This is a genomic window from Caulobacter sp. (assembly GCF_965279145.1).
Classification (GTDB): Bacteria; Pseudomonadota; Alphaproteobacteria; order Caulobacterales; family Caulobacteraceae; genus Caulobacter.
Genome location: NZ_OZ257139.1, coordinates 1503354 through 1526816, shown reverse-complemented (window position 1 = coordinate 1526816; position 23463 = coordinate 1503354). Strand labels below are relative to the sequence as shown.

Here is a 23463-nt window from a genome sequence, read left to right as displayed (position 1 = left end):
TTCAGTTTTCCGCCATGCGAAGGGCCAGGGCGCGGGCCTTGCGCCGCCAGACCAGCGCCCGGATGCGCACCAGCCACAGCGACCCGAAGGCCGACAGATAGGCCAGGCTCATCAGGGCCCAGGGCCACAGATAAACGGCCGGCAAACGGTTTTCCGGGGCGGCGAACAGCGTCGAGGAGCCCTGGTGCAGGGTGTTCCACCACTCGACCGAGAACTTGACGATCGGCAGGTTGATCAGGCCGACCAGGGCCAGGATGGCGGCGGCGCGAGCCGCCTTCTGCTCGTCCTCGAGGGCCGAGCGCAGGGCCAGATAGCCCAGATAGAACAGGAACAGGACCAGCACCGAGGTCATCCGGGCGTCCCACTGCCACCAGGTGCCCCACATCGGCTTGCCCCACAGCGAGCCGGTGATCAGGGCCAGGGCGGTGAAGATCGCGCCCAGCGGCGCGCAGGCGCGGGCGGCGGCGTCGGCCAGGGCGTGGCGAAACACCAGCGACAGCAGGCTGGCGCCGCCCAGGAACAGATAGATCAGCATGCTCATGACGGCGGCGGGCACGTGGATGAACATCATCCGAACCGTGTCGCCCTGCTGGTAGTCCTCGGGCGCGGCGAAGGTCAGGGCCAGACCGATCAAGGCCAAAACGGCCGCGATGGCGCCGAACATCGGCGCCGCCCACCGCGAGAAGGTCATGAACCGCTCGGGGTTGGTCAGGAAATCAAACGGGTGTCGGGCGTCCATGGATTGCTGATTAGAGCCCTACAGGGACGCCCGCAATGCGTATCGACCCTTATCAGCCGGCCTTGCGCTGGATGATCACCCGGCGCTCGCCGCCGAGGGAAGGGCCTTCGTGCCGGGTCTCGATGCGACGCATCTCCATGCGCGGTCCGCCCATCTCGGGGCCCAGGGCGTCAAACGCCTTCTGCTGGCTGGGCGAGAGGGCCGCGTAGAAGGCCTTGGTGACGGCGGTGCGCTTCTGGAACATGGCGGCCATCTCGGCCATCCGCGCGGCCTGACGGTCGAGGCGCTCGGGCGTGGTCAGGGGCTTGTTGTCATCGTCGTCGGGACGGTCTTCCTTGATCATCTCGTGCATCGCCTTGGGCGCGCTGCCTTCCAGATAGGTCTTCAGCGCGCCTTCCTGGTCGGGGCGCAGCTGCAGCACGTCGCGCAGATGCTGGGCGTGGGCGGCCGGATCGCCGTGCGGGCCGTGCATCATGTTCATGAACACCATGTGCGGGCCGCCGGCCATCATCGCGTCCATCGGTGGCATGGGCGGGGCGGGCGGCGCCGGGGGCGCGGGCGGCGGCGGCGTCTGCGCCATGGCGGCCCCGCCGGCGACGGTCAGGGCCAGAACGGCGCTGGCGGCCAGGGCCAGGTTGCGGGTCGAGGTACGCATGAGGTTTGCTCCCTGATGAAACTGCGCGGGAAGCTTGAGCACCGCCGTATGGCGCGAAAATGTCAGTTTGGGTGAACAATGTTACAGGATTGACGCGGAGGCCATTTGACCCGCTCTCCCCGGCCCCCGGGTCGCGCAAAGCGCGCGCCCGAGGATAAACTCCAGCCGGGGCCCAGATTCAGCCTGAGCGTCGAGGGATGACGCGCCGGATCTCCGAACCAGCCAAGCGGGCGCTCTGGGCTCGATCTGGATCCCGGCCTTCGCCGGGAAGAACGGCGCTTAAATCAGTCCAGCGCGTTGCGGCACGCCGCCGCCATGCCCAGCGGACTGAGGGCCACGGCCGCCGCGCAATAGGACAGCATCAGGTAGAGGCCCGGCGTCCAGGCCAGGCCGCCAGACAGGGCGTCCAGGGCCCCGGCCCCGAAGATCACCGGCGGCACATAGAGCGGCAGCACGATCACCGCCACCAGCAGGCCGCCGCGCCGGCTGCCCAGGGCCAGGCTGGCCCCAAGGCCGCCCAGGAAGGCGAAGGCCAGGCCGCCGGCCAGGCCGCACAGCACCAGCAACGGGATGATCTTCGGATCGGCGCCCAGGGCCAGGGCCGCGACGGGCGCCGCCAGGGCCAGGGGCGCGCCCGAGGCCAGCCACTGGGCAAGGCACTTGGCGACGGCGACGGCTTCGAGGGAGGCCGGGCCCAGGGCCAGAAGGTCCAGCGCCCCGTCCTCGAAATCGCGCTCGAACAGGCGCTCCAGCGACAGCAGGGCCGAAAGCGCCAGGGCCAGCCAGGCGATGCCGGGCGCCACGGCGGCCAGCTTTTCCGGCGCCCGGCCTGCGGCCATGGGAAGCAGGGTCACGACGCCGGCATAGAAGGCCAGGGCCAGCAGAGGACCGCCGCCCTTGCCCCAGGCCAGGGCCAGTTCGCGGCGCAGCAGGATCAGGAAGGCCTTCATCCGCCGACCTCCACCACGGTGGCGGGCACGGGCAGGGGGTCATGGACGGCGGCCAGCATCATGCCGCCGCCGGCCAGGTGCTCGGCCATCAGCGCGCCGAAGGCGGCCCGATGTCCGGCGTCCAGCGGGGCCATCGGCTCGTCCAGCAGCCACAGGGCGCGGGGGCTGGCGATCAGTCGGGCCAGGGCCAGGCGGCGACGCTGGCCGGCCGACAGGCGGCGGACCTCCAGGTCCAGCAGGCGATTGAGGTCCATCCGCCGTGCCGCCACCCGGGCGCTGGCCTCGGTTCCACCGGTCCACAGGGTCTGGAAGCGCAGTTCCTCCCAGGCGGTGCGGGTGGATTTCAGGCCGTCATGATGGCCGACCATGTGCAGGTGCTCGGCCCGCGCCGTCTCGGCGTCCAGGGCCTCGAAGACGATCTCGCCGGCCTCGGCGCGCAGCAGCCCCGCGACCGCCCGCAACAGGCTGGTCTTGCCCGCGCCGTTGCGGCCGGTCAGGGCGATGGCCTGGCCCGCGTTCAGCCTCAGATGCAGCCCCGAGAACAGCCGGCGCTCGCCCCGCGAGATCGCCAAATCCTTTATGAGAACAGCTCTCAACATACCAAGTCCCTGTCCGGCGCATGGACGTTGTGAACGAGCAGCGCTAAGAAGCCCTCGGCCGTCCCCCTCCAACTTGTCAGGGGCGTACGCGGCGCGGGGATGGACGCTGTGGGTCCGCCTCGATCGCGCGATCCCGGGAGTGGTTTTCGGGCGGCCGTGGACAGAGAAGGGATCTCCCGAAATGGCGTCTGTTGACAGCCTCAAAGCCCGCCGCGAACTCGTCGTCGGCGGCAAGACCTACGTCTATTACAGCCTTCGCGCCGCTGAGGAAGCCGGTCTGACCGGTGTTTCGTCGTTGCCGGTCTCGATGAAGGTGCTTCTGGAAAACCTGTTGCGTAACGAGGACGGCGTTTCGGTTGACGAACCCGACCTCAAGGCGGTCGCCGCCTGGCTGCAGAACAAGGGCTCGGTCGAGCACGAAATCAGCTTCCGCCCCGCGCGCGTGCTGATGCAGGACTTCACCGGCGTTCCCGCCGTCGTCGACCTGGCCGCCATGCGCGACGCCATGGTCGCCCTCGGCGCCGACCCGGCCAAGATCAACCCGCTCAACCCCGTCGACCTGGTCATCGACCACTCGGTGATGGTCGACAACTTCGGCGACGCCAAGGCCTATGACGCCAACGTCAAGCGCGAGTACGAGCGCAACATCGAGCGTTACCGCTTCCTGCGCTGGGGCTCGTCGGCGTTCAACAACTTCCGCGTCGTGCCCCCCGGCACCGGTATCTGCCACCAGGTGAACCTGGAATATCTGGCCCAGACCGTCTGGACCAACGACGTCGACGGCGACACCGTCGCCTATCCCGACACCGTCGTCGGCACCGACAGCCACACCACCATGGTCAACGGCCTGTCGGTCCTGGGCTGGGGCGTGGGCGGCATCGAGGCCGAGGCCGCGATGCTGGGTCAGCCGATCCCGATGCTGATCCCTGAAGTCATCGGCTTCAAGCTGACCGGCGCCATGCCGGAAGGCGCGACGGCCACCGACCTGGTGCTGACCGTCACCCAGATGCTGCGCAAGAAGGGCGTGGTCGGCAAGTTCGTCGAATTCCACGGCGACGCCCTGGCCAACCTGACCCTGGAAGACCAGGCGACCATCGCCAACATGGCTCCGGAATATGGCGCCACCTGCGGCTTCTTCCCGATCAGCGCGGCGACCATCGCCTACCTCAAGGGCACCGGCCGCGAAGCCGACCGCGTCGCCCTGGTCGAAGCCTACGCCAAGGAGCAGGGCCTGTGGTGGGAGCCGGGCACGCCCGACCCGACCTTCACGGACTCGCTGGAACTGGACCTGTCGACGGTTCTGCCGTCGCTGGCCGGCCCCAAGCGTCCGCAGGACCGCGTTCTGCTGACCGACGCCGCGTCCAAGTTCGCCGAGTCTCTGGTCGGTGAATTCGGCAAGGCCGAGAACCCCGAGCTGCGCGCCCCCGTCGAAGGCGAGAACTTCGACGTCGGACACGGCGACGTGGTCATCGCGGCCATCACCTCGTGCACCAACACCTCCAACCCTTCGGTGCTGATCGCCGCCGGCCTGCTGGCCAAGAACGCGGTCGCCAAGGGTCTGAAGGTCAAGCCGTGGGTGAAGACCTCGCTGGCCCCCGGCTCGCAGGTGGTCACCGACTATCTGCTGAAGGCCGGCCTGACCAAGCACCTCGATGCTCTCGGCTTCAACCTGGTGGGTTATGGCTGCACGACCTGCATCGGCAACTCCGGCCCGCTGCCGGAAGCCATCAGCAAGACGATCAGCGACAACGATCTGGTTGCCTGCTCGGTGCTGTCGGGCAACCGCAACTTCGAAGGCCGCGTGAACCCGGACGTCCGCGCCAACTACCTGGCCTCGCCGCCGCTGGTGGTGGCCTACGCCCTGGCCGGCTCGATGAAGATCGATCTGGCCACCCAGCCCCTGGGCCAGGACAAGAAGGGCAACGACGTCTTCCTGAAGGACATCTGGCCCTCGAACGAAGACATCGCCGTCCTGCAGCGCAAGTCGGTCACCGAAAAGATGTTCGCCAGCCGTTACGGCGACGTCTTCAAGGGCGACAAGAACTGGCAGGGCATCAAGATCACCGGCGGCCAGACCTACGCCTGGGAAGGTGACTCGACCTACGTCCAGAACCCGCCCTACTTCCCCAACATGTCGATGACCCCGACTCCGGTCACCGACATCGTGGAAGCCCGCGTCCTGGCCGTGTTCGGCGACTCGATCACCACCGACCACATCAGCCCGGCCGGTTCGATCAAGACCTCCAGCCCCGCCGGCCAGTACTTGGTCGACAACGGCGTGCAGCCCATCGACTTCAACGGTTACGGCGCACGTCGCGGCAACCACCAGGTCATGATGCGCGGCACCTTCGCCAACATCCGCATCCGCAACCGCATCACCCCGGACATCGAAGGGGGCGTCACCAAGCACTTCCCGTCGGGCCAGGTGATGTCGATCTACGACGCGGCCATGAAGTACCAGGAAGAGGGTCGCCCCTCGGTGGTCTTCGCCGGCAAGGAATACGGCACCGGCTCGTCGCGTGACTGGGCCGCCAAGGGCACCAAGCTGCTGGGCGTCCGCGCGGTGATCACCGAAAGCTTCGAGCGTATTCACCGCTCGAACCTGGTCGGCATGGGCGTTCTGCCGCTGCAGTTCATCCAGGACGGCTGGCAGAAGCTGGAACTGACCGGCGAGGAGATCGTCTCGATCCGCGGCCTCACCGATCTGGCCCCGCGCAAGCAGCTGATCGTCGAGCTCTACCGCCCGACCGACGGCCGCATCGCCCGCTTCCCGGTCCGCTGCCGCATCGACACCCCGACCGAGCTTGAATACTTCAAGAACGGCGGCGTGCTGAACTACGTGCTGCGCAACCTGGCCAAGGCCGACTAGGCGCGGTTCACGCTGAACGAGATCAAGCCGGGTCCTTCGGGGCCCGGCTTTTTCTTTTGGCGCACGACCTCTCCGTAAAAGAACCCCGGCTTCACGGTCTCGTGAACGGCTATCCGGGACGATCTTGGCTTAAGTGACCCGCAATGCGTAAGGCCGCCCTCTCCCTGTTCTGTCTGGCTCTCTCGGGCCTCGCCGCGACCTCCGCCTGGGCCTCGAGGCCCCCGGTGGTCGTCGAGCTGTTCACGGCGCAAGGCTGCTCGTCCTGCGGCAAGGCCAACCAGCTGGCCGCCGACCTGGCCGAGCGCGACGGCGTGCTGGCCCTGACCTATTCGGTCGACTACTGGGACTATCTGGGCTGGAAGGACACCTTCGCCAAGCCCGGCTTCGCCGACCGCCAGCGCGCCTACGCCAAGAAGTTCGCCCTGCGCGACGTGCCCACGCCCCAGATGGTGGTGGGCGGCCGGGTCCAGGCCTCGGGCGCCAAGGCCGAGGCTGTCGAGGATCTGGTCAAGACGGCGGCCAAGGCCCCGTCCAATCCGCCCGACATGCAGTTCATCGGCAAGACCCGCGTCGCGGTCGGCTCGGGCCCCGCCCCGCGCGGCGGCGGCGAGGTCTGGATGGTGCGGTTCGATCCGCGCGAGCAGGACATCGCCGTCAAGCGCGGCGACAACAAGGGCCAGACCCTGGTGCATCGCAATGTGGTGCGCGAACTGGTCCGCCTGGGCCCGTGGAGCGGCAAGCCCCGGCTGTACCGTCTGCCCGAGCAGACCGACGACGGCCTGGCCACCGTGATCCTGGTGCAGGGCGCCAAGGGCGGCCGCATCCTCGGCGTCCTGGAACCGGCCGAGCACTGACCTTTCCACCACCGCGGAACGCAAAAAGCCCGCGCGACCGGGGGAAAATCGCGCGGGCTCATTGAGGGCTCTTGTCGTCAGCGGACCGACCCCGAAAGCGGGGCGGGCTGGGGGGCTGTTCAGGAACCGCGGTTCCGGAGCCGGTCGGCTGACACTGACTTTATGCGGGGCCAAACAGGCGGCGGATGGACCAAACAAAGGTCGTTTCGGGGCGCGATGCGGCGACCAAAAGGCCGATGGTCAAGGTCTCGCCGAGCCCCCGGACGCCAAAAGGCCCGCGCGGTGGGGGGAACCCGCGCGGGCCTCATAGGGGAGGGGATTTAGCTCTGTCGGCCGACCGGCCCGCGATCAAGGGGGGCTGGGGGGGCTGTTCAGGGTCCAGGACCGCGAGATGTCCGATCAGCCGACACTGGATTTATGGCGGCGCAAACAGGCGGGCGATGGGCCGAAATAAGGTCGTTTCGCGGCGGCGCGTGACCGTCGTGTTGCATTTTCCCGGGCCGTGGCCGTCACGCCACGCTCGCTTTGCGGCGGCGTTTGGGCTTAGGATTCGTCCGATGGCGTTGGATCCGCAGCCCCCGTCCGCCCCCTCGCCCGGTGGCGTGACCTTCTTCGAGCGGCGCGAGCTGGACACGCTCATGCGCCTGTACGGCCGCATGGTCGCCGCCGGTGAATGGCGCGACTACGGCATCGCCGGCCTGTCGGACTGCGCGGTGTTCTCGATCTTCCGCCACGCCGCCGAAGCCCCGCTCTATCGCGTCGAGAAGCGTCCCGCCCTGGCCCGCAAGCAGGGCGCCTGGGCGGTCATCGGTCAGGGCGGCATGATCCTCAAGCGTGGCCACGAGCTGGCGCAGGTGCTGAAGGTGTTCGAGAAGGGCAAGTTCTCGGTGGTGGACTGAGGCCTAGAACGCAAACGCCAGCTTGGCGCCCACGAACCGGCCGTCATTGTCATAGCCCCGCGCCGTGCCCGCGCCGCTGTAGTCGGCGCTGGGCTTGAGGCCGCACAGCACGCCCGCCGAGGCCACCGGGCCATCGCCGGCCAGCCGGCTTTCCACCGAGGTTTTGGCGATCCCGCGCGGCAGTTGAGCCGGGGCGTTGGCGTAGCGCACGGGGACGGACAGGCCCGGCCGTGAAACCTGCCCCGCCGCGTCGCGCGCCAGCGACATCATCTGAGGCTTTGCCGCGATCGCATAGGGCTTGAGCGGGGTCTGGGCGTGGGCCGCGCTGGCCAGTAGCGCCGCGGTCGTCAGGATCAGGCAGAAACGCAGGTCGGTCATCAAGATCATCCTTGGCCCCGCCAGAGCCTCTCATGTCGCCGACGGTCCGTCGAGGTCGAGGGTGTCGAGCGTCGCCCACGAAAAAGCCCCGGCGGTTTCCCGCCGGGGCCCATCGTGTCCGATCCGGTCAGGATCTAGCGGCGCGAGCCGAAGATGCTGAGCAGGAACTGGAACAGGTTGATGAAGTTCAGATAGAGGTTCAGCGCGCCGTAGTTGGTGGCCACCGCCATCGAGTTCTGGTCGCCGCCCATTTGATAATAGGCGGTCTTCAGCTTCTGGGTGTCGTAGGCGATCAGGCCGGCGAAGATGAACACGCCCAGGATGCTGATCACGAAGCTCAGGCCCGGCAGGCGCAAGAACATCTGGGCCAGCGAGGCCAGCACCAGGCCGATCAGGCCCATGATCAGGAAGCTGCCGAAGCCGGTCAGGTCCTTCTTGGTGGTGTAGCCGAACAGGCTGAGGCCGCCGAAGGCGATGGCGGTGATCAGGAAGGTCGAGGCCACCGAGGCGCCGGTATAGGCCAGCAGCCACACGCCCGAGCCCGCGCCGATCGAGGCGACCAGCGCCCAGTAGAGCGCGCCGGACGACTTGGCGGTGGGGTTACGCATGGCGAACATGGCCACCAGCATCATCGCCAGCGGCGCGAAGCGGACCAGGGTGCCGGCCATGGTGAACCCGGCCAGGCGACCATCCGGGGTCAGCACGTACAGCAGGCTGGCCACCGGCTGGTAGGCGCTGGTCAGATAGGCGAGGCCGGCGGACAGCAGGAGGCCCAGAGCCACCTTGTTGTAGACGCCGAGCATGAAGCTGCGCAGGCCGGCGTCAACCGACATGTCGGCGCGATCCGCCGGGATCGAGCGCGCGTAGCCGCGGTTGAGGTCGTTCATCGAGGGAAAACCCTTTGATTGCATCGCGCCCGATATGGACGCCTGACGAATATCGGCATCCGGGGGCCTTCGCGCAAGGCATGGCTGTTGAGACCCGCGTCAGAGCGCTTAAATAGACTCCATCGCAAATCAAAACGGGCTAGGGGCGGGAATGGATTATTCGGAACTGGGACGAACCGGCGTGCAGGTCTCGCGCTGCTGCCTGGGCACCATGACCTGGGGCTCGCAGAACAGCGAAGAGGAGGCTCACGCCCAGATGGACTACGCGCTGGAGCGCGGGGTCAATTTCTGGGACACGGCCGAAATGTATTCCAGCCCGCCCGATCCGAAGACCCAGGGCAATACCGAGCGCCACATCGGCTCGTGGCTGGCCAAGACCGGCAAGCGGGGCGAGATCGTGCTGGCCTCCAAGGTGGCCGGTCGCGGCAGCGCCTTTGGCGGCCTGACCTGGATGCGCGCCGACGGCGCCCCGACCCGGCACACCAAGGCCCAGATCGACGAGGCGGTGGAAAACTCCCTCAAGCGCCTGAATACCGACTATCTGGATCTCTACCAGCTGCACTGGCCCGACCGGCCGGTGCGGGTTTTCGGCGGCCAGACCTTCAAGGACTACGAGCAGGACTACGAGACCTTCGGCGACATCCTCGAGGCGCTGGACACGCATGTGAAGAAGGGCACGATCCGCGCGATCGGCGTCTCCAACGAGTTCCCCTGGGGCGTGATGCGCTTCCTGGCGGAGGCCGAGACCCGCGGCCTGCCGCGCATCGCCTCGATCCAGAACGCCTATCACCTGGCCAACCGCACGTTCGAATACGGCCTGGCCGAGATCGCCATGCGGGAGCAGGTCGGTCTGCTGGCCTATTCGCCGCTGGCTCAGGGCGCCCTGACCGGCAAGTATCTGGACGGCGCCCTGCCCGAGGGCTCGCGCAAGGCGCTCTATAACCGCATGCAGCGCTATGAGGGCCCGGGGGCGGAAGCCGCGATCCGCGCCTATGTCGATCTGGCCGGCAAGTTCGGTATCGATCCGGCCACGCTGGCCCTGAAGTTCTGCGACACACGCCAGTTCGTGACCTCGACGATTATCGGCGCCACCACCATGGACCAGCTGAAGATCGCCATCGACGCCTTCGACCTGACCTGGACCGACGAGCTGGAAAAGGCGGTCAACGCCATCCACGCGGCGCAGCCCAACCCCTGCCCCTGACGCCCATGCTTCGCCTGTTCACTGCCATCGCCGTGCCGCCCGACATCGGCCTGGGCCTGCTGACCCGTCAGCACGGCATCGAGCACGCGCGCTGGCGGCCGCAGGAGGCCTTTCACATCACGCTGAAGTTCATCGGTGATGTGCAGGAGCCGGTGGCCGCCGAACTGGACGAAGCCCTGGCCCAGATCGAGGCCCCGGCCTTCGATCTGGAACTGGCCGGCGTCGGCCATTTCGGCGGGGGCGCCGACATCCACGCCGTCTGGGCGGGGGTCGGGGAAAGCCCGGACCTGCGTCGCCTGGCCAAGGCCAACGAGCGGGCCGCGCGCGAGGTGGGCCTGAAACCCGAGGCGCGGCTCTATACGCCGCATGTCACCCTGGCCTACCTCAAGCGCCCCGCCGCGCCCGAGGTCGGCGCCTGGGTCCAGGCCAACAACCTGCTGCATTCGCCGCCGTTCCGCGTGGACAGCTTTGGCCTCTATTCCAGCTGGCTGGGCGGCGAGGGCTCGGTCTATCGGCTGGAGCGGGAATACCCGCTGGGCTGAGCCGGGAGACGCCGGAAGCGGACAGGGTGATTGTCTGTTCGGGGTGGTGAGCGGACCTAAGCGGGCCGGTGGCGTTCCTCGTCCCATTCCACCGGACCCCATGTCTGCGCGTCCGCCCAGGCTTTGGCTTCTGCGATCGTCTCGAAATCGGGGGAGGATTCCACATGATAGAGCACGCCATCAGGTCCTAGCGGTCGTAGCGGTCCAGGAGGAGCTAGCTCGTGGTCGTGGGCGTCCAGAACATGCTCGACTTCATCCAGAGCCCAAAAGTGTTCTCGGTCGAAGTTGCACGCCGATATCACGACCCGCTGACGCACAGTTCCGTCATATAACCAGCTGCCGGCAAGGACGGGTTCGCCGGAGAGATCGTCAATGGCCATATCCAACGGTTACCCTGATCGAGATCGAACTTGAATAGCCTGCTTAGGGTGGACTGCTACCGATAGATCGTTTCGACAATCGCGGGCCTTACCTTTGCATGGTAACGCAGCTTCGTTCATCCTGGTGAATAGGTTAGCTGGGCGGATAGATCGCCAGAAAATGAGCCGTTATGGCGGGGAGTTGTATGGACCCTGTGACGGAATTTCTGATCTCGAAAGAGCAGGCGTACTGGGCGGCTACATCCGCACTGGCCGCATGGATGCTTGGCTTCATTGGCCTATTGATGAATGCTGTTGGGATCTACCTAGTGTGGGGGCAGCTGAAAGCGAATCGAGAAGCGTTATCTTCAGCGACGGCTGGTGCCTACGCTGCGGCCGAAGCAGCAAAAGTGGCTCATCTCGCTACACGTCCCTGGATAAAATTCTCGATAAGCAAAGCATACTTGTATCTTTATCCAGACAATCCGGACCAAGTTGGTTGCCAGATCAATTATCGTTATGAAAATATAGGTCAGACACCGGCGGTTCAGGTCGCGCTTATTTATAGACCGTTTGCAGTTGCCTGGGAGACGCTAGAGGCGTGGCCGCTGGAATTCGATAACCTACTTAAAACTGAACCTCGACAGACTCGCGCCCTCTTTCCGGGCGAATTCGTTGATGAAGGCAGAAGTACGAACTTCCCATTTCCTCCATTGCAAGACGAGAGCCGGCTGTCTTTCCGCATCGTCGCAGCTGTAACCTACAAGGCGCACGCCACCGGAGAAACGTACGTTACGCCTGTTGTGGCAGGTTTGCAGCGAAAGGAACTACTTGCTGACAAGGACTGTCAGGTGTTCCGGGGAATGCGGGATGTGGAGTTCATCGTAGTTCCAATGTTTGACGACACGCCGGATCCAACGTGATTTCGGTAGAATTCGTGCGCTAGTGAACCGCCTTCAGGCACAAGGCTGCGCTTGGCCAAACGTCCGCTATGGGTCGAAAGCAGTCTTTGGCTCAATGCCCATGTGTGGACGGCTCCCCGTTGGCAAGGGTTGATCTGATGTTCTGCTAGGCTTGGTCGGTGCGGCCATGTGTTCGACCTGTTAGTGCGGTACGCATGACCGCTGGCCATAATGCCTTTCGCGAAGATGGGTCCCGACCATAAGCACGCGCTCGAGGCGCGCTGGCGCAGATGGGTTTTCCCGCCTTCCGGTATCGACCGGCTGTTGCATTACATCTCGTCCGCCCTTCCCAAGTTCGTCGGCCGCGGCGTGGCGCCGAGCCTGTCTTCTAAGCCGGCTGCGGCTCCCTGTAGCGTTCGCCGCTGGTCATGATCGCCCAGATCATTCGGGCGTTCTTGTTGGCGAGCGCGACCGCCGCGACCTTCGGCGTTCGTCGGGCCAGCAGTTGCACCAACCACGGCCGACGCGTGCCGTTGCGTTGCGCGTAGCGAACGACGGCCAGTGCGCCGACCACCAGCAGCTGTCGCAGGTATCGATCGCCCTGCTTGGTGATGCCGCCCAGCCGCTCCTTGCCGCCGCTGGAGTTCTGTCGAGGGACCAGGCCGATCCAGGCCGCCAGATTGCGTCCGGTCTTGAAGGCTGCAGGATCGGCCACGGCGGCGACCATGGCGCTGGCCAGCAGCGGCCCGACCCCAGGGATTTCCATCAATCGGCGGCCAACTTCGGTCGCGCGGGCATTGGTCCGGATCAGCCGATCGTTCTCGAGGATCTGCAGGTTCACCAACCGAAGCTGATCGACCAGCATGGTGAGGCACACGCGCGCTTCTCGCGTCACCCGTTCGTCCGCGCCATCGAGGATCACCGCGATCAACTTGCCCAGCCCTTCTCGACCGATCGCGGCGGTCAGGCCGAACTCGGCCATGTGACCCCGGATCGCGTTGGAGAGCTGGGTGCGTTGGCGCGTCATGACCAGCCGTGTCCGATGCAGCACCATCACGCCCTGCTGCTCAGGCGACTTCACCGGCACGAACCGCATCGTTGGGCGGGTCACCGCCTCGCAGATAGCCTCCGCGTCGGCCATGTCGTTCTTCTGGCGCTTCAAATAGGGCTTCACGTAACTGGGCGGCATCAGCCGAGCCTCATGGCCTAGCCTGGTGAGCTCGCGCGCCCAGTGATGGGATGCGCCGCACGCCTCGATACCGACGAGGCAGGGCTCCAACTTGGCGAAGAACGACAGCAGACGCGCTCGCGGGAGCTTCTGCCGAATGACGACGGCGCCCTCCGCGTCGACGCCGTGCACCTGGAACACCGACTTGGCGATGTCCAAACCGATCGTGACAACCTGACCCATGGCCTTTCCTCCAGCTCTAACCGGAAGCCAAGGCTGCCGGTGGGGTGGAGAGCCGTCCACAGCATCATAAGCGGACGCCCCGGAGCGTCGTCCTTGAGTGACCTTGCCAGACCAGCGATCGTCTCGCCGTGAGATTTAAGGATGGCTCCCTTCGGCGCGAAGGGGGGCGGGCCCAAGTCCTCCCCCTGAAGGGGGAGGCGGCCGGAGGCCGGTGGGGGATGACCGCAATGAGTCAGCGGCACTTCCCCCTCCGTCGGCCCCAAGGGGCCGACACCTCCCCCGCCAGGGGGAGGACTTATGGGGATACGCCGCGCTCAATCCCCGTTCTTGCCAGAACAAACGCCAGCCAGATCAAGCGCTTGTAAAAAACCTGATCGCGCCAATCCTCCGCGTTCAAACCTGCCGCATAATGCTCTCACCTCGTCGCGAGGAAAGGGCGCAAGGCCAGCGACCATGGCGGCGGCGGGGGGTGATCGAGCGGGCAGCTCAATCGATGGCGGGAGGGGCGTCTTGCGCTCCGGGCCGTCAACCTCGTTGTTCTCTGGCGGCGGTCGGCCGAGGAAAACTAAAACGACGTGGCTTCGAGGGTCGAGCGAGCAACAGGCGGACTGAAAGGTCTCGCGGTCCAGGGGGGAGTCGCTCTCCCGCCTGCCCGTCGGAGGCGTCGAGGGTGAGGCGATAACACCGCCGGGCCCGAAGCGCTTTCGCCAGAACGGTCACGCGGAGCGTTCGTCTTCGTCGAAACGGTATTTATCAAACTCACATCCGGACGTGGTCCGGACGCTCCGCGACCCTTTCCATCACTCAGCGAGATTTCGCGTGAGGCTGCAAAGCCGTGTCCGCCAGACGGGCCCCCTAGACCGCCGCGTTGTCCTTCAGCACCCCCAGCGGAACGATCGCCAGCATCTCCTCGTGCGAGGCCTCCAGCACCACGGGCGGGGCCAGGCCGGCGTCGAGGGCTTCCTTCCAGCGTCCGGCGCACAGGCACCAGCGATCGCCGGCCTTCAGGCCCTGGAAGGCGAACTCGGGGCGCGGGGTGGACAGGTCGTTGCCCATGGCCTTGGAGAAGGCCAGGAATTCGTCGGTCATCACCGCGCAGACGGTGTGAAGACCCAGATCGTGGGGCCCGGTCTCGCAGCAGCCGTTGCGGTAGAAGCCGGTCACCGGGTTCAGGGAGCAGGGCTTGAGCTCGCCGCCCAGCACGTTGCGGGCCTTGTCGTCATAGCGCGTGGTCATGCCCTGATCCTAACCCGCTTCGCGCGATCAGGGGCGTGAAGTTTAGCGTCCCTGGCGCGTGATGGCTTTCGCCATGGCGCGTCCGATGTTTAAGAAGGGGAACAAGACCTCAGGGGAATTTCGATGTCCGACGTCGCAAGGCCGCGCCGCAGCGCCCTCTACATGCCCGCCTCCAACGCCAAGGCGGTCGAGAAGGCGCGCACACTGGACGCCGACGTGATCATCCTCGATCTGGAGGACGCCGTCGCGCCCGAGATGAAGGAGATCGCCCGGGACGCGGCCGTCGCGGCGGTCAAGGCCGGCGGGTTCGGCGCGCGCGAGGTCGTCATCCGCGTCAATGGCCTGGACACGCCCTGGGGCGCCGACGATCTGAGGGCGGCGGCCCAGGCCGGCCCCGACGCGGTGCTGGTCCCCAAGGTCAATGACGCCGCCGACGTGCGGGTCTATGACGCGGCCCTGCACGTCGCCCGGCCCGCGACGCGGCTGTGGACCATGATCGAGACCGGCAAGGCCGCCTTCCACCTGTGGGAGATCGCCGCCGCCAGCCGGTCCACGCGGCTGTCGGCCTTCGTGATGGGCGTCAATGATTTCGCCAAGGAGATGCGGGCCCGCCAGACGCCGGACCGCGCGCCGTTCCTGCCGCTGCTGACCCTGTCGGTCGCCGCCGCCCGGGCTCACGGCCTGACCATCCTGGACGGCGTACACAACGACATCGAGGACCTGGCGGCGCTGGAAGCCGTCTGCGTCCAGGGCGTGGACTTCGGCTTCGACGGCAAGACCCTGATCCATCCCAAGCATCTGGAGATCTGCAACCGGGTGTTTTCACCCAGCGCCGACGAGATCGCCTGGAGCCAGGCCGTGATCGCCGCCTTCAAGGCGCCCGAAAATGCCGGCAAGGGGGCTCTGCGGGTCGACGGCAAGATGGCCGAGCGTCTGCACCTGGCCCAGGCCGAGCGCCTGGTCGAGGTGGCCGCCGCCATCGCGGCCCGGGCCGTCTAGGACAAAATGATGCGGGCCCTGGCTCTCCTTCTCGCCCTGATCGCGGCGCCGGCCCTTGCCCAGGAGGCGCCGGTGACGACCGCGCCCCAACCCGCTCCCCAGACCGCGCCACTCCAGACCACGCCGATCCCGGCGCCGGGCGAGCAGGCTCCGGTCGCCATCGACCCCCTGGGCGACCTGATCACCCAGACCGGCACGACCGACGAGGAAGATGCGACGCCGACCACGCCGGCGCCCTATCACAAGCCCACGATCCTCCCGATCCCGGCGCCGGAATCGCCCGCGCCCTCGATTGTCGCGGGCGAGCACATCGCGCCCCAGGGCGCCGTCATGCCGGCCGAACAGATCTATGAACTGCGGGTCAAGGGTTCGATCGCGGCGGCCCAGGGCCTGCAGGGGCCGCTGGACGGCGGCTGGAAGATTTCCGGTCCCGACGGAGCGGCCCTCTATGCCCTTCAGCTGGTGGACCCCGCCGGCGGCTATGGCCCGCTGGAAGGCGCATGGCGCGATATTCGCCGGGCCGGGGCCGTGGGCTCGACCGGATTGATCGACAGCGTCGAACGCAATGGCGCCGACCTGATCGTGCGCTTCAGTCCGCGCGGCGGGGTGTCGTCGGTGCTGACCCTGCGTCCGGTCGGCGAGACCCGCTGGTCGGGCGATCTGGTCGAGGCCGGCGCCGCCCGGACGGTGATCGCCGAGCGCGAGGCGCCGCCCAGCCTGCCGCCGGGCTACGTGATTCAGGGCCGGGGTCCGGTGGTGTGGGGCGCGCCCCGCGCCGCCGCCAGCCGTCCGGCCGCGCCCGTGGCCTGCTCGACCAAGGGCAAGAAGGGCAAGGCCCTGAAGGCCGCCAAGGCCAAGTGCGCCGCTGTCGCCAGGAAGGGCGGATCCAAGGCTTCGGCGCTGAAGTCGAAAAAGGGCGGCAAGGCCAAGGCGACCGCCGCCCGCAAGGGCAAGGCGACGGCGGGCAAGGCCAAGAGCTCGGGCAAGAAGAAGCCGAAGCTGCGCTGACCTGGTTTCGGGCCGCTAGAGCCCGAGACTCCTGCGGGCCGCCGCGACCGCCGCCTCAAGGGCCTCGGCCGTGAACGCCTCCGCGGGGCTGTGACCCCAGACCGGACCCGGCCAGGCCGGATCGCCGCTGCGCCGGCCCACGACATGGACGTGCAGTTGCGGCGTCACATTGCCCAGGGCGCCGACGTTCAGCTTGTCGACTGGCAGGCCCAGCGCGGCGCCGATCGCCCGGGTCGCGGCGCCGGCCAGGACGATCTCGTCCATCAGGGCGACACGGTCGGCCGCCGACAGATCCTCGATCTCGCGCAGACCGGCCTGGCGCGGGATCAGCACGATCCACGGATAGCGGGCGTCCAGCTGAAGCCGGGCCTCGCACAAGGGCAAGTCGCCCAGCGCCGCGGATGTGGCCGCGAACGCCGGGTCCAGGACGAACTCAGCCACGCTTGGGAACCGCCGCCCAATAGTCGAAGTCGAGGATGACGTGATCATTGTAGATCCCGGCTTCGTCCTTGCCCGGGAAGTCATCGCAGGGCCGGTCGCGCGTCGCCACCAGACGCAGGCGCAGGGCCCCGACCCCGTCGCCCAGGTCGGCCTTGTCCAGCACCTCGCTCCAGGCGAACACCGTGCCGCCGGCAAAATAGGGGCTGACATGGCGGCCGCCATTGATCGCCAGGATCAGGCCGGCGTTCTGCAGGCCGTTGAACGACAGGGCCTTGGCGGTCGAGATCACAACGCCGCCATAAACGAGGCGCCGGCCCGACGGGTCCTTAGACCGCTCGAACTGGTTGAAGTGGACCTTGGCGGTGTTCTGCCACAGCCGCGTGGCCATGGCGTGCTCGGCCTCCTCGATGGCCATGCCGTCGACATGGTCGATCCGCTCGCCGATCTCGTAGTCCTCGAAGGCATGCGGCGCGCCGCCCAGGGCGAAATCGTATTTCGAGAAGTCCAGGGTCTCGGGGATGAGCAGGTCCTTGGCGGCCACGGCCGGGGCCAGGTCGGGCGTCGACTGTTCGGGGACCTCCGCCTCGACCGAGCGCTTGCGCACCATCACCCAGCGCACATAGCGCAAAACAGGCTGGCCATGCTGGTTGGTCCCGGTGGTGCGCACATAGACGACGCCGGTCTTGCGGTTGGAGTTTTCCTTCAGCCCGATCACCTCGGACTCCGCCATCAGCGTGTCGCCCGGATAGACCGGGGCCAGGAACAGGCCCTCGGCGTAGCCCAGATTGGCCACGGCGTTCAGGCTGATGTCGGGCACCGTCTTGCCGAACACGATGTGGAAGGCGATCAGCGGATCCACCGGCGCGGCGCGCAGGCCGCTGGCGCGGGCCACCTCGTCCGACGAGAACAGCGAAAACCGCGGTCCATAGAACGCCGTATAGAGCGCCACATCTCCCGCCGTGACGGTGCGCGGCGTGGCGTGGACCAGGGTCTGGCCCAGCCGGAAGTCCTCGAAATAGTTCCCCGGATCGGTCTTGCTCATCCCTGCGTGTCCTTATCGTTGTTCAGACTGTTTTGCCGCAGCGCAGCGAAACGGGGAAGGGGGCTTGAGGCTTGAGCGTCATGGGTCTAGACCGCCGCGAGAATTTCCATCCACAGTCCTGACGGAGACCCTATGGCTCGCGCGAAGATCGCCCTTATCGGCGCCGGCATGATCGGCGGCACCCTGGCTCACATCGCGGCTCGCGAAGAGCTGGGCGACATCGTCCTGTTCGACATCAGCGAAGGCACGCCGCAGGGCAAGGCCCTCGACATCGCCGAAGCCTCGGCGGTGTTCGGCAAGGACATCGTCCTGAAGGGCGCCAACGACTACGCCGACATCGCCGGCGCCGACGTCTGCATCGTGACCGCCGGCGTGCCGCGCAAGCCGGGCATGAGCCGCGACGACCTGCTGGGCATCAACCTGAAGGTCATGAAGGCCGTCGGCGAAGGCATCAAGGCCCACGCCCCCAACGCCTTCGTCATCTGCATCACCAACCCGCTCGACGCGATGGTCTGGGCGCTGCAGCAGTTCTCGGGCCTGCCCAAGGAAAAGGTCATCGGCATGGCCGGCGTCCTGGACTCGGCGCGCTTCGCCTACTTCCTGGCCGAAAAGACCGGCGTGTCGGTGGAAGACATCCACGCCTGGACCCTGGGCGGCCACGGCGACGACATGGTCCCGATGGTCCGTCACTCGACGGTCGGCGGCCTGCCGCTGCCTGAACTGGTCAAGCAAGGCTGGATGACCCAGGAAGAGCTCGACGGCATCGTCAAGCGCACCCGCGGCGGCGGCGGCGAGATCGTCGCCCTGCTGAAGACCGGCTCGGCCTTCTACGCCCCGGCTGAATCGGCCATCGCCATGGCCACCAGCTACCTGAAGGACAAGAAGCGCGTCCTGCCCTGCGCCACGTTCCTGACCGGCCAGTACGGCCTGAAGGATCTGTATGTCGGCGTGCCGGTCGTGATCGGCGCTGGCGGCGCTGAACGCGTCATCGAGTTCGAAACCAACGACGAAGAAAAGGCCATGTTCGCCGCTTCGGTCGCTTCGGTTCAGGGCCTGATGGACGTCTGCAAGACCATCGACCCGTCGCTGGTCTAGGCTTCGCGACAGTCCGGAATGACGAAGGGCGGCTCCGCGAGGAGCCGCCCTTTTTCGTATAGAGCCTAAGGCAGCGCCGGTGAGGAGGCGTTAAAGCGTCCTCCGGGGGCCAGAACGCCGTCGAAGCCTTTCTTGTCAACGCTGGCTGGCGTGAGGTGAACGCCGCGCGACCGTGGCTCCGCGCCATCACCCATGGGGTGCGGTCCGCAACCGTCCTTCTGGCAGTTCCAGGCCTGCCCTCCCGGCCAGGCGGTGTTCAGGCTGACGGTCTGCTGTAGCGGCAGGTAGCTGGCGGCCGGTGCGTAGTCGCGTATCGGCGTCAGGCTGGCATGCATGTTGCCGACCAGGATCAGAACCCGACCCTTGGGTTGCTGGGCGCCGGCGGCGGTCCAGCATTCGCCCATGGCTTTCTCGTAGCTCGCAGGATCACCGGCCATGACAGGTTGGCAGGCCGCGATCTTCAGATTTTGATGAGCCTGGATCGCGACTCTCAGGCGCTCCACGAGATTAAACATCGCCTGACTGCTGCGACCGTCCTTGAAGGACGATGTCCAGTGCGAACCGGTCAGGAGATTGGCCCGATCAATCTTTGATCCAGCCGAGTGAACGTAGCGCTCAAGACTGGGCTGGTCGACGGTCGGCATTTCGAGCGAGACGGTGACGGGGCCATGCTTGACGGCTGCAAACGCCATGTCGCCGAACGCGGCGGGCATTTCGGCAGTGCCGTGAAACTCGCCGACGACGAGGTACTTTAGGTCGGATCGAGCGAGTACGGCGTCGAGGCCGGGGATGGGCGCAATGGTCTCGGCCATGCTGGCCGTGCAGATCATCGCGTTCGCCGCCAAGGCGGCCAGTGCTCGCTTCAAGGTGTCGCCCCCAACTGGAAGCGACACCCTGGCGGCCTATTCGGGCGCAATCTAGACGATAAATCTGATCGGTTGCGCGTGTTGGCTCAATGCGGCGCGGCGCCCGTCTCGGCCGAGATGTCTTCCAGGGTCTTGCCCACCTGCTTGGCGCCGTAGTCCTTGGCCACGTCGCCCAGGGAGAGGATGCCGGTCAGGGCGCCGGCGTCGTTCAGCACCACCAGACGGCGGACCTGGTTGCTCGACATCTTGGCGGTGGCGTCGGCCAGGACGTCGTCTTCCTTCACGCTCAGCACCTCGCCGACCGACATGGCGTCGGAGATCGGCGAGTCGAAACTGCGACCCTCGGCGACCACGCGAAGCACGATGTCGCGGTCAGTGACGAGGCCGATCACCTTGCCGTCCTCGACCACCGGCACCACGCCGCTGTCGATGTGAGCCATCACCTGGGCCACGTGGCGGATGGAGTCGGTCGGGGCGGCGGTCGAGACCTGGCTGGTCATGGCGTCGCTGACTTTCATGGGGAGACCTCGTGGTTTGAACTGAAGCTCCTTAAACCCGCGCCGGCCTTGGTGCGTTCCGCGCTTTCCGTCGGGGGCCCGCGGCCCTATCTGTGCGCCACACGTTCAAGCGGAGCTTCCATGTCGATTTCCATCCATCAGGCCAGCGTTCCCGTCTTCGTCCAGGGCCTGAAGGGTCTGAAGGGCGTCCTGACCAAGGCGCAGGCCCAGGTCGAAGCCAAGGGCTGGGATCCCGAAGCCCTGCTGAAGGCCCGGCTCTATCCCGACATGTTCCCGCTGATCCGCCAGGCGCAGATCGCCACTGACTTCGCCAAGGGCTGTTGCGCGCGCCTGGCCGGTGAAGAGGTTCCGGCCTGGGACGACACCGAAACCAGCTTCGCCGAGCTGATCGCCCGCGTCGATCGCGCCATCGCCTATGTCGAGGGCCTCGACCCGATCGCCTTCGCCGGCGCCGAGGACCGCGACATCACCCTGGTGCGTCGCGGCGAAACCAGCCTGGTCAAGGGGCTGGCCTATCTGCAGACCCAGGCCCAGCCGAACTTCTTCTTCCACCTGACCACGGCCTACGCCGTGCTGCGTCACAACGGCGTCGAGGTGGGCAAGCGCGACTATCTGGGCATGGCCTGACGCCACCGGTCTGGTCGCGGCGACCCGCTTATGCGGGTCGCCTTTTGACTCCCTCGCCCTTTCTGTGCATAACGCCCGCCTTCCGGCGCTTCATCAGCAGCGCCTCTACCGTCACGACCCCAGCCCGCTAGCGCGGGATCCATCTGGACGAGGGCGGCGAGGACCCCCATCGACGTGATCGTCCATGGGGGCTGATTGCGTTTGGTCTTGTGGTTGATCAGGGTTCGACATGTTCGACGGCCTTACAGAGCGGCTCTCCGGCGTCTTCGACCGCCTCGGCGGTCGCGGCGTGCTGTCCGAAAAGGATATCGACGAGGCGCTGCGCGAGGTTCGCGTGGCCCTGTTGGAAGCCGATGTCGCCCTGCCGGTGGTCAAGGACTTCATCAGCAAGGCCAAGGAACTGGCTTCGGGCGAGGCCGTCATCCGTTCGGTCAAGCCGGCCGATCAGGTGGTCAAGATCGTCTATGACGGCCTGGTCGACATGCTGGGCGGCGAAGAGCCCACCGGCCTGAACCTAGCCCTGAACCCGCCGTCGGTGATCCTGATGACCGGCCTGCAGGGCTCGGGCAAGACCACCACGACCGGCAAGCTGGCCCTGCGCCTCTCCAAGAACGAGCGCAAGAAGGTGCTGGTCGCCTCGCTCGACACCCGCCGTCCCGCCGCCATGGAACAGCTGGCCCTGCTGGCCAAGCAGGTCGAGGTCGAGAGCCTGCCGATCGTCGCCGGCCAGAGCGCCGTCGACATCGCCAAGCGGGCCATGAGCGCCGCCAAGCTCGGCGGCTATGACGTCCTGATCCTCGACACCGCCGGCCGCACTACGCTGGACGAGGCGATGATGAGCGAAGCGGCGGAAATCGCCCGCATCGCCCAGCCGACCGAGACCCTGCTGGTCGCCGACAGCCTGACCGGCCAGGACGCCGTCCGCACCGCCAAGGCCTTCCACGAGCGCCTGCCGCTGACCGGCCTGATCCTGACCCGCGCCGACGGCGACGGCCGCGGGGGCGCGGCGCTGTCGATGCGCCATGTCACCGGCCTGCCGATCAAGTTCCTGGGCGCCGGCGAGAAGATCGACGCGCTGGACGTGTTCGACGCCCGCCGCGTGGCCGGCCGCATCCTGGGGCAAGGCGACGTCGTCGCCCTGGTCGAGCGCGCCGCCCAGGATCTGGACCATGCCGAAGCCGAGCGCATGGCCAAGAAGCTGGCCAAGGGCCAGTTCGACCTCAACGACCTGTCGGCCCAGCTGTCGCAAATGCAGAAGATGGGCGGCATGGCGGGCATCATGGGCCTGCTGCCGGGCGTCCAGAAGGTCAAGAAGCAGATCGCCGAGAGCGGCATCGACGACAAGGTCTTCCGCCGCCAGCAGGCGATCATCAGCTCGATGACCAAGCTGGAGCGCAAGAAGCCCGACATCCTGGCCGCCTCGCGCAAGCGCCGCATCGCGGCCGGCGCCGGGGTCGACGTGGCCGAGGTCAACCGCCTGCTCAAGCAGCATCGCCAGATGGCCGACATGTTCAAGGCCATGTCCAAGGACGGCGGCAAGAGCCTGGCGCGCATGGCCGGCATGATGGGCGGCGGCGACATGTCGCGTCTCAAGGCGATGGGTGGCGGCAAGGTCGCCCAGCCCGAACAGAATTCCGCGGGAGGCCTGCCGGGTCTTCCCGGTCTCGGCGGTGGCGGCGACGCCAAGCCGAACCTCCTTTCCGGCCTGGGCGGCGGTCTGCCGCCCGGTTTCAACCCGTTCAAGAAATAGAACTCGAACTCAAGGACTACCGATATGCTGAAGATCCGTCTCGCCCGTGGCGGCGCCAAGAAGCGCCCGTACTACTCGATCGTCGTTGCTGACAGCCACTCGCCGCGCGATGGCCGTTTCATCGAAAAGGTCGGCACCTACAACCCGCTCCTCAAGAAGGATGACCCCGCTCGCGTCACCCTGAAGGTCGAGTCGATCCAGGCCTGGATCGCCAAGGGCGCCCAGCCGACCGACCGCGTCGCCCGCTTCCTGGCCGCCGCCGGCGTCGCCGAGTGGACCCACGGCAACAACCCGCAAAAGGGCGCCCCGGGCAAGAAGGCCCAAGAGCGCAGCGCCGAGCGCGCTCAACGCGAAGAAGACCGCAAGGCCGCCGACGTGAAGGCCGCTGAAGACGCCGCCGCCGCCGCCGCCCAGGCCAAGGAAGACGCCAAGGCTGCCGCTGAAGCCGAAGCCGCCGCCGCCGCTGAAGCCGCCGCTGCTCCGGCCCCGGAACCGGTCGCTGAAGAAGCCCCGGTCGAAGCCGCCGCTGAAGAGGCTCCGGCCGCTGAGGAAGCCCCGGCTGAAGCCGAAAAGACCGAAGGCTAAAGGCCTTTGACGCCACCGCCCCGGTCTTCGGATCGGGGCGGTGATGTC

The 23463-nt window shown here is 66.9% G+C and carries 26 protein-coding genes; 13 read left to right on the top strand and 13 right to left on the bottom strand.

The genetic code is table 11. The features are described from left to right. Position 1 precedes the first annotated feature (1 nt). The 4 genes from ccmC to ccmA all read right to left on the bottom strand — a co-directional run bounded on the left by ccmC (position 2) and on the right by ccmA (position 2943). On the bottom strand, positions 2-739 hold the full coding sequence (gene ccmC, locus ACQY9P_RS07105; RefSeq protein WP_421739945.1) for a heme ABC transporter permease CcmC: 738 nt from the start codon (positions 737-739) through the stop codon (positions 2-4). Positions 740-791: 52 nt separating this feature from the next. Continuing rightward, positions 792-1394, bottom strand: a complete 603-nt coding sequence (locus ACQY9P_RS07100; RefSeq protein ID WP_421739946.1) for a Spy/CpxP family protein refolding chaperone — start codon at positions 1392-1394, stop codon at positions 792-794. Positions 1395-1678: 284 nt separating this feature from the next. Continuing rightward, the gene (ccmB, locus tag ACQY9P_RS07095) at positions 1679-2344 is read right to left on the bottom strand and encodes a heme exporter protein CcmB (protein ID WP_421739947.1); all 666 of its coding nucleotides are present in this window, start codon (positions 2342-2344) and stop codon (positions 1679-1681) included. Then, positions 2341-2943: a heme ABC exporter ATP-binding protein CcmA gene (gene ccmA / locus ACQY9P_RS07090; RefSeq protein ID WP_421739948.1), complete on the bottom strand. Its 603-nt coding sequence runs from the start codon at positions 2941-2943 to the stop codon at positions 2341-2343. The genes ccmB and ccmA overlap by 4 nt, the downstream gene beginning before the upstream one ends. A 181-nt stretch (positions 2944-3124) precedes the next feature. On the opposite strand from ccmA, the gene acnA reads away from it, so the two are divergent. From acnA to ACQY9P_RS07075, 3 genes are all read left to right on the top strand, one after another. Beyond that, positions 3125-5812 carry an aconitate hydratase AcnA gene (gene acnA, locus ACQY9P_RS07085; RefSeq protein ID WP_421739949.1) on the top strand — a complete coding sequence of 896 codons (2688 nt, stop codon included), beginning with the start codon at positions 3125-3127 and terminating at the stop codon, positions 5810-5812. Between the two features lie 143 nt (positions 5813-5955). After that, entirely contained in the window at positions 5956-6666 is a 711-nt protein-coding gene (locus tag ACQY9P_RS07080; RefSeq protein WP_421739950.1) for a DUF1223 domain-containing protein, read from the top strand. Positions 6667-7223: 557 nt separating this feature from the next. Further along, positions 7224-7565, top strand: a complete 342-nt coding sequence (locus tag ACQY9P_RS07075; protein ID WP_421739951.1) for a DUF2794 domain-containing protein — start codon at positions 7224-7226, stop codon at positions 7563-7565. A gap of 3 nt (positions 7566-7568) precedes the next feature. Here the strand turns inward: ACQY9P_RS07075 and ACQY9P_RS07070 are convergent, their stop codons facing one another. Both ACQY9P_RS07070 and ACQY9P_RS07065 read right to left on the bottom strand, forming a co-directional pair. After that, a complete protein-coding gene (locus tag ACQY9P_RS07070; protein ID WP_421739952.1) occupies positions 7569-7943 on the bottom strand; it encodes a hypothetical protein in 375 nt (124 codons plus the stop codon). Positions 7944-8077: 134 nt separating this feature from the next. Beyond that, complete coding sequence (locus ACQY9P_RS07065) at positions 8078-8830, bottom strand: Bax inhibitor-1/YccA family protein (RefSeq protein ID WP_421739953.1); 753 nt, start codon at positions 8828-8830, stop codon at positions 8078-8080. A gap of 151 nt (positions 8831-8981) precedes the next feature. Between ACQY9P_RS07065 and ACQY9P_RS07060 the strand changes: the two genes are divergently transcribed. Together ACQY9P_RS07060 and thpR are read left to right on the top strand one after the other, a co-directional pair. Continuing rightward, on the top strand, positions 8982-10034 hold the full coding sequence (locus ACQY9P_RS07060) for an aldo/keto reductase (protein WP_421739954.1): 1053 nt from the start codon (positions 8982-8984) through the stop codon (positions 10032-10034). A 5-nt stretch (positions 10035-10039) separates the two neighbouring features. Beyond that, the gene (gene thpR, locus ACQY9P_RS07055; RefSeq protein WP_421739955.1) at positions 10040-10576 is read left to right on the top strand and encodes an RNA 2',3'-cyclic phosphodiesterase; all 537 of its coding nucleotides are present in this window, start codon (positions 10040-10042) and stop codon (positions 10574-10576) included. A gap of 56 nt (positions 10577-10632) precedes the next feature. Here the strand turns inward: thpR and ACQY9P_RS07050 are convergent, their stop codons facing one another. Beyond that, positions 10633-10956 carry a hypothetical protein gene (locus ACQY9P_RS07050; RefSeq protein ID WP_421739956.1) on the bottom strand — a complete coding sequence of 108 codons (324 nt, stop codon included), beginning with the start codon at positions 10954-10956 and terminating at the stop codon, positions 10633-10635. 185 nt (positions 10957-11141) lie between these two features. On the opposite strand from ACQY9P_RS07050, the gene ACQY9P_RS07045 reads away from it, so the two are divergent. Next, positions 11142-11858 (top strand): hypothetical protein, encoded by a 717-nt coding sequence (locus ACQY9P_RS07045; RefSeq protein ID WP_421739957.1) that lies wholly within the window; start codon positions 11142-11144, stop codon positions 11856-11858. Between the two features lie 367 nt (positions 11859-12225). On the opposite strand, the gene ACQY9P_RS07040 is transcribed toward ACQY9P_RS07045, so the two are convergent. Both ACQY9P_RS07040 and ACQY9P_RS07035 read right to left on the bottom strand, forming a co-directional pair. Beyond that, entirely contained in the window at positions 12226-13248 is a 1023-nt protein-coding gene (locus ACQY9P_RS07040) for an IS110 family transposase (protein WP_421736430.1), read from the bottom strand. Between the two features lie 855 nt (positions 13249-14103). Further along, positions 14104-14484, bottom strand: a complete 381-nt coding sequence (locus tag ACQY9P_RS07035; protein ID WP_421739958.1) for a DUF2237 family protein — start codon at positions 14482-14484, stop codon at positions 14104-14106. Positions 14485-14607: 123 nt separating this feature from the next. On the opposite strand from ACQY9P_RS07035, the gene ACQY9P_RS07030 reads away from it, so the two are divergent. Next, the gene (locus ACQY9P_RS07030) at positions 14608-15483 is read left to right on the top strand and encodes an HpcH/HpaI aldolase/citrate lyase family protein (RefSeq protein WP_421739959.1); all 876 of its coding nucleotides are present in this window, start codon (positions 14608-14610) and stop codon (positions 15481-15483) included. A 9-nt stretch (positions 15484-15492) separates the two neighbouring features. Further along, positions 15493-16491, top strand: coding sequence for a hypothetical protein (locus ACQY9P_RS07025; protein WP_421739960.1), 999 nt, complete (start codon positions 15493-15495; stop codon positions 16489-16491). A gap of 15 nt (positions 16492-16506) precedes the next feature. Here the strand turns inward: ACQY9P_RS07025 and ACQY9P_RS07020 are convergent, their stop codons facing one another. Continuing rightward, entirely contained in the window at positions 16507-16932 is a 426-nt protein-coding gene (locus ACQY9P_RS07020; protein ID WP_421739961.1) for an HIT domain-containing protein, read from the bottom strand. Then, positions 16925-17974, bottom strand: coding sequence for a MaoC family dehydratase (locus ACQY9P_RS07015; protein WP_421739962.1), 1050 nt, complete (start codon positions 17972-17974; stop codon positions 16925-16927). The genes ACQY9P_RS07020 and ACQY9P_RS07015 overlap by 8 nt, the downstream gene beginning before the upstream one ends. Positions 17975-18106: 132 nt before the next feature. Here ACQY9P_RS07015 and mdh point away from each other — a divergent pair, with 132 nt between their 5' ends. Continuing rightward, on the top strand, positions 18107-19069 hold the full coding sequence (gene mdh / locus ACQY9P_RS07010; RefSeq protein WP_421739963.1) for a malate dehydrogenase: 963 nt from the start codon (positions 18107-18109) through the stop codon (positions 19067-19069). A 65-nt stretch (positions 19070-19134) separates the two neighbouring features. Here the strand turns inward: mdh and ACQY9P_RS07005 are convergent, their stop codons facing one another. Next, entirely contained in the window at positions 19135-19881 is a 747-nt protein-coding gene (locus tag ACQY9P_RS07005) for a hypothetical protein (RefSeq protein ID WP_421739964.1), read from the bottom strand. Between ACQY9P_RS07005 and ACQY9P_RS07000 the strand changes: the two genes are divergently transcribed. Continuing rightward, complete coding sequence (locus tag ACQY9P_RS07000; RefSeq protein WP_421739965.1) at positions 19868-19990, top strand: hypothetical protein; 123 nt, start codon at positions 19868-19870, stop codon at positions 19988-19990. The two genes, ACQY9P_RS07005 and ACQY9P_RS07000, sit on opposite strands and share 14 nt — an antisense overlap. A gap of 31 nt (positions 19991-20021) precedes the next feature. Here the strand turns inward: ACQY9P_RS07000 and ACQY9P_RS06995 are convergent, their stop codons facing one another. After that, positions 20022-20453, bottom strand: coding sequence for a CBS domain-containing protein (locus ACQY9P_RS06995; protein WP_421739966.1), 432 nt, complete (start codon positions 20451-20453; stop codon positions 20022-20024). 120 nt (positions 20454-20573) lie between these two features. Here ACQY9P_RS06995 and ACQY9P_RS06990 point away from each other — a divergent pair, with 120 nt between their 5' ends. From ACQY9P_RS06990 to rpsP, 3 genes are all read left to right on the top strand, one after another. Beyond that, positions 20574-21080 carry a DUF1993 domain-containing protein gene (locus ACQY9P_RS06990; protein ID WP_421739967.1) on the top strand — a complete coding sequence of 169 codons (507 nt, stop codon included), beginning with the start codon at positions 20574-20576 and terminating at the stop codon, positions 21078-21080. A 229-nt stretch (positions 21081-21309) separates the two neighbouring features. Further along, a complete protein-coding gene (gene ffh, locus ACQY9P_RS06985) occupies positions 21310-22830 on the top strand; it encodes a signal recognition particle protein (protein ID WP_421739968.1) in 1521 nt (506 codons plus the stop codon). 24 nt (positions 22831-22854) lie between these two features. Next, positions 22855-23415 carry a 30S ribosomal protein S16 gene (gene rpsP, locus ACQY9P_RS06980; protein WP_421739969.1) on the top strand — a complete coding sequence of 187 codons (561 nt, stop codon included), beginning with the start codon at positions 22855-22857 and terminating at the stop codon, positions 23413-23415. The last annotated feature ends 48 nt before the right edge of the window (positions 23416-23463 follow it).

What these genes read in the sequence shown, in the direction of transcription:
- ccmC (WP_421739945.1), bottom strand. Translation starts at nt 739, where the DNA reads ATGGACGCCCGACACCCGTTTGATTTCCTGACCAACCCCGAGCGGTTC.
- ACQY9P_RS07100 (WP_421739946.1), bottom strand. Translation starts at nt 1,394, where the DNA reads ATGCGTACCTCGACCCGCAACCTGGCCCTGGCCGCCAGCGCCGTTCTG.
- ccmB (WP_421739947.1), bottom strand. Translation starts at nt 2,344, where the DNA reads ATGAAGGCCTTCCTGATCCTGCTGCGCCGCGAACTGGCCCTGGCCTGG.
- ccmA (WP_421739948.1), bottom strand. Translation starts at nt 2,943, where the DNA reads ATGTTGAGAGCTGTTCTCATAAAGGATTTGGCGATCTCGCGGGGCGAG.
- acnA (WP_421739949.1), top strand. Translation starts at nt 3,125, where the DNA reads ATGGCGTCTGTTGACAGCCTCAAAGCCCGCCGCGAACTCGTCGTCGGC.
- ACQY9P_RS07080 (WP_421739950.1), top strand. Translation starts at nt 5,956, where the DNA reads ATGCGTAAGGCCGCCCTCTCCCTGTTCTGTCTGGCTCTCTCGGGCCTC.
- ACQY9P_RS07075 (WP_421739951.1), top strand. Translation starts at nt 7,224, where the DNA reads ATGGCGTTGGATCCGCAGCCCCCGTCCGCCCCCTCGCCCGGTGGCGTG.
- ACQY9P_RS07070 (WP_421739952.1), bottom strand. Translation starts at nt 7,943, where the DNA reads ATGACCGACCTGCGTTTCTGCCTGATCCTGACGACCGCGGCGCTACTG.
- ACQY9P_RS07065 (WP_421739953.1), bottom strand. Translation starts at nt 8,830, where the DNA reads ATGAACGACCTCAACCGCGGCTACGCGCGCTCGATCCCGGCGGATCGC.
- ACQY9P_RS07060 (WP_421739954.1), top strand. Translation starts at nt 8,982, where the DNA reads ATGGATTATTCGGAACTGGGACGAACCGGCGTGCAGGTCTCGCGCTGC.
- thpR (WP_421739955.1), top strand. Translation starts at nt 10,040, where the DNA reads ATGCTTCGCCTGTTCACTGCCATCGCCGTGCCGCCCGACATCGGCCTG.
- ACQY9P_RS07050 (WP_421739956.1), bottom strand. Translation starts at nt 10,956, where the DNA reads ATGGCCATTGACGATCTCTCCGGCGAACCCGTCCTTGCCGGCAGCTGG.
- ACQY9P_RS07045 (WP_421739957.1), top strand. Translation starts at nt 11,142, where the DNA reads ATGGACCCTGTGACGGAATTTCTGATCTCGAAAGAGCAGGCGTACTGG.
- ACQY9P_RS07040 (WP_421736430.1), bottom strand. Translation starts at nt 13,248, where the DNA reads ATGGGTCAGGTTGTCACGATCGGTTTGGACATCGCCAAGTCGGTGTTC.
- ACQY9P_RS07035 (WP_421739958.1), bottom strand. Translation starts at nt 14,484, where the DNA reads ATGACCACGCGCTATGACGACAAGGCCCGCAACGTGCTGGGCGGCGAG.
- ACQY9P_RS07030 (WP_421739959.1), top strand. Translation starts at nt 14,608, where the DNA reads ATGTCCGACGTCGCAAGGCCGCGCCGCAGCGCCCTCTACATGCCCGCC.
- ACQY9P_RS07025 (WP_421739960.1), top strand. Translation starts at nt 15,493, where the DNA reads ATGCGGGCCCTGGCTCTCCTTCTCGCCCTGATCGCGGCGCCGGCCCTT.
- ACQY9P_RS07015 (WP_421739962.1), bottom strand. Translation starts at nt 17,974, where the DNA reads ATGAGCAAGACCGATCCGGGGAACTATTTCGAGGACTTCCGGCTGGGC.
- mdh (WP_421739963.1), top strand. Translation starts at nt 18,107, where the DNA reads ATGGCTCGCGCGAAGATCGCCCTTATCGGCGCCGGCATGATCGGCGGC.
- ACQY9P_RS07000 (WP_421739965.1), top strand. Translation starts at nt 19,868, where the DNA reads ATGGTCTCGGCCATGCTGGCCGTGCAGATCATCGCGTTCGCCGCCAAG.
- ACQY9P_RS07005 (WP_421739964.1), bottom strand. Translation starts at nt 19,881, where the DNA reads ATGGCCGAGACCATTGCGCCCATCCCCGGCCTCGACGCCGTACTCGCT.
- ACQY9P_RS06995 (WP_421739966.1), bottom strand. Translation starts at nt 20,453, where the DNA reads ATGAAAGTCAGCGACGCCATGACCAGCCAGGTCTCGACCGCCGCCCCG.
- ACQY9P_RS06990 (WP_421739967.1), top strand. Translation starts at nt 20,574, where the DNA reads ATGTCGATTTCCATCCATCAGGCCAGCGTTCCCGTCTTCGTCCAGGGC.
- ffh (WP_421739968.1), top strand. Translation starts at nt 21,310, where the DNA reads ATGTTCGACGGCCTTACAGAGCGGCTCTCCGGCGTCTTCGACCGCCTC.
- rpsP (WP_421739969.1), top strand. Translation starts at nt 22,855, where the DNA reads ATGCTGAAGATCCGTCTCGCCCGTGGCGGCGCCAAGAAGCGCCCGTAC.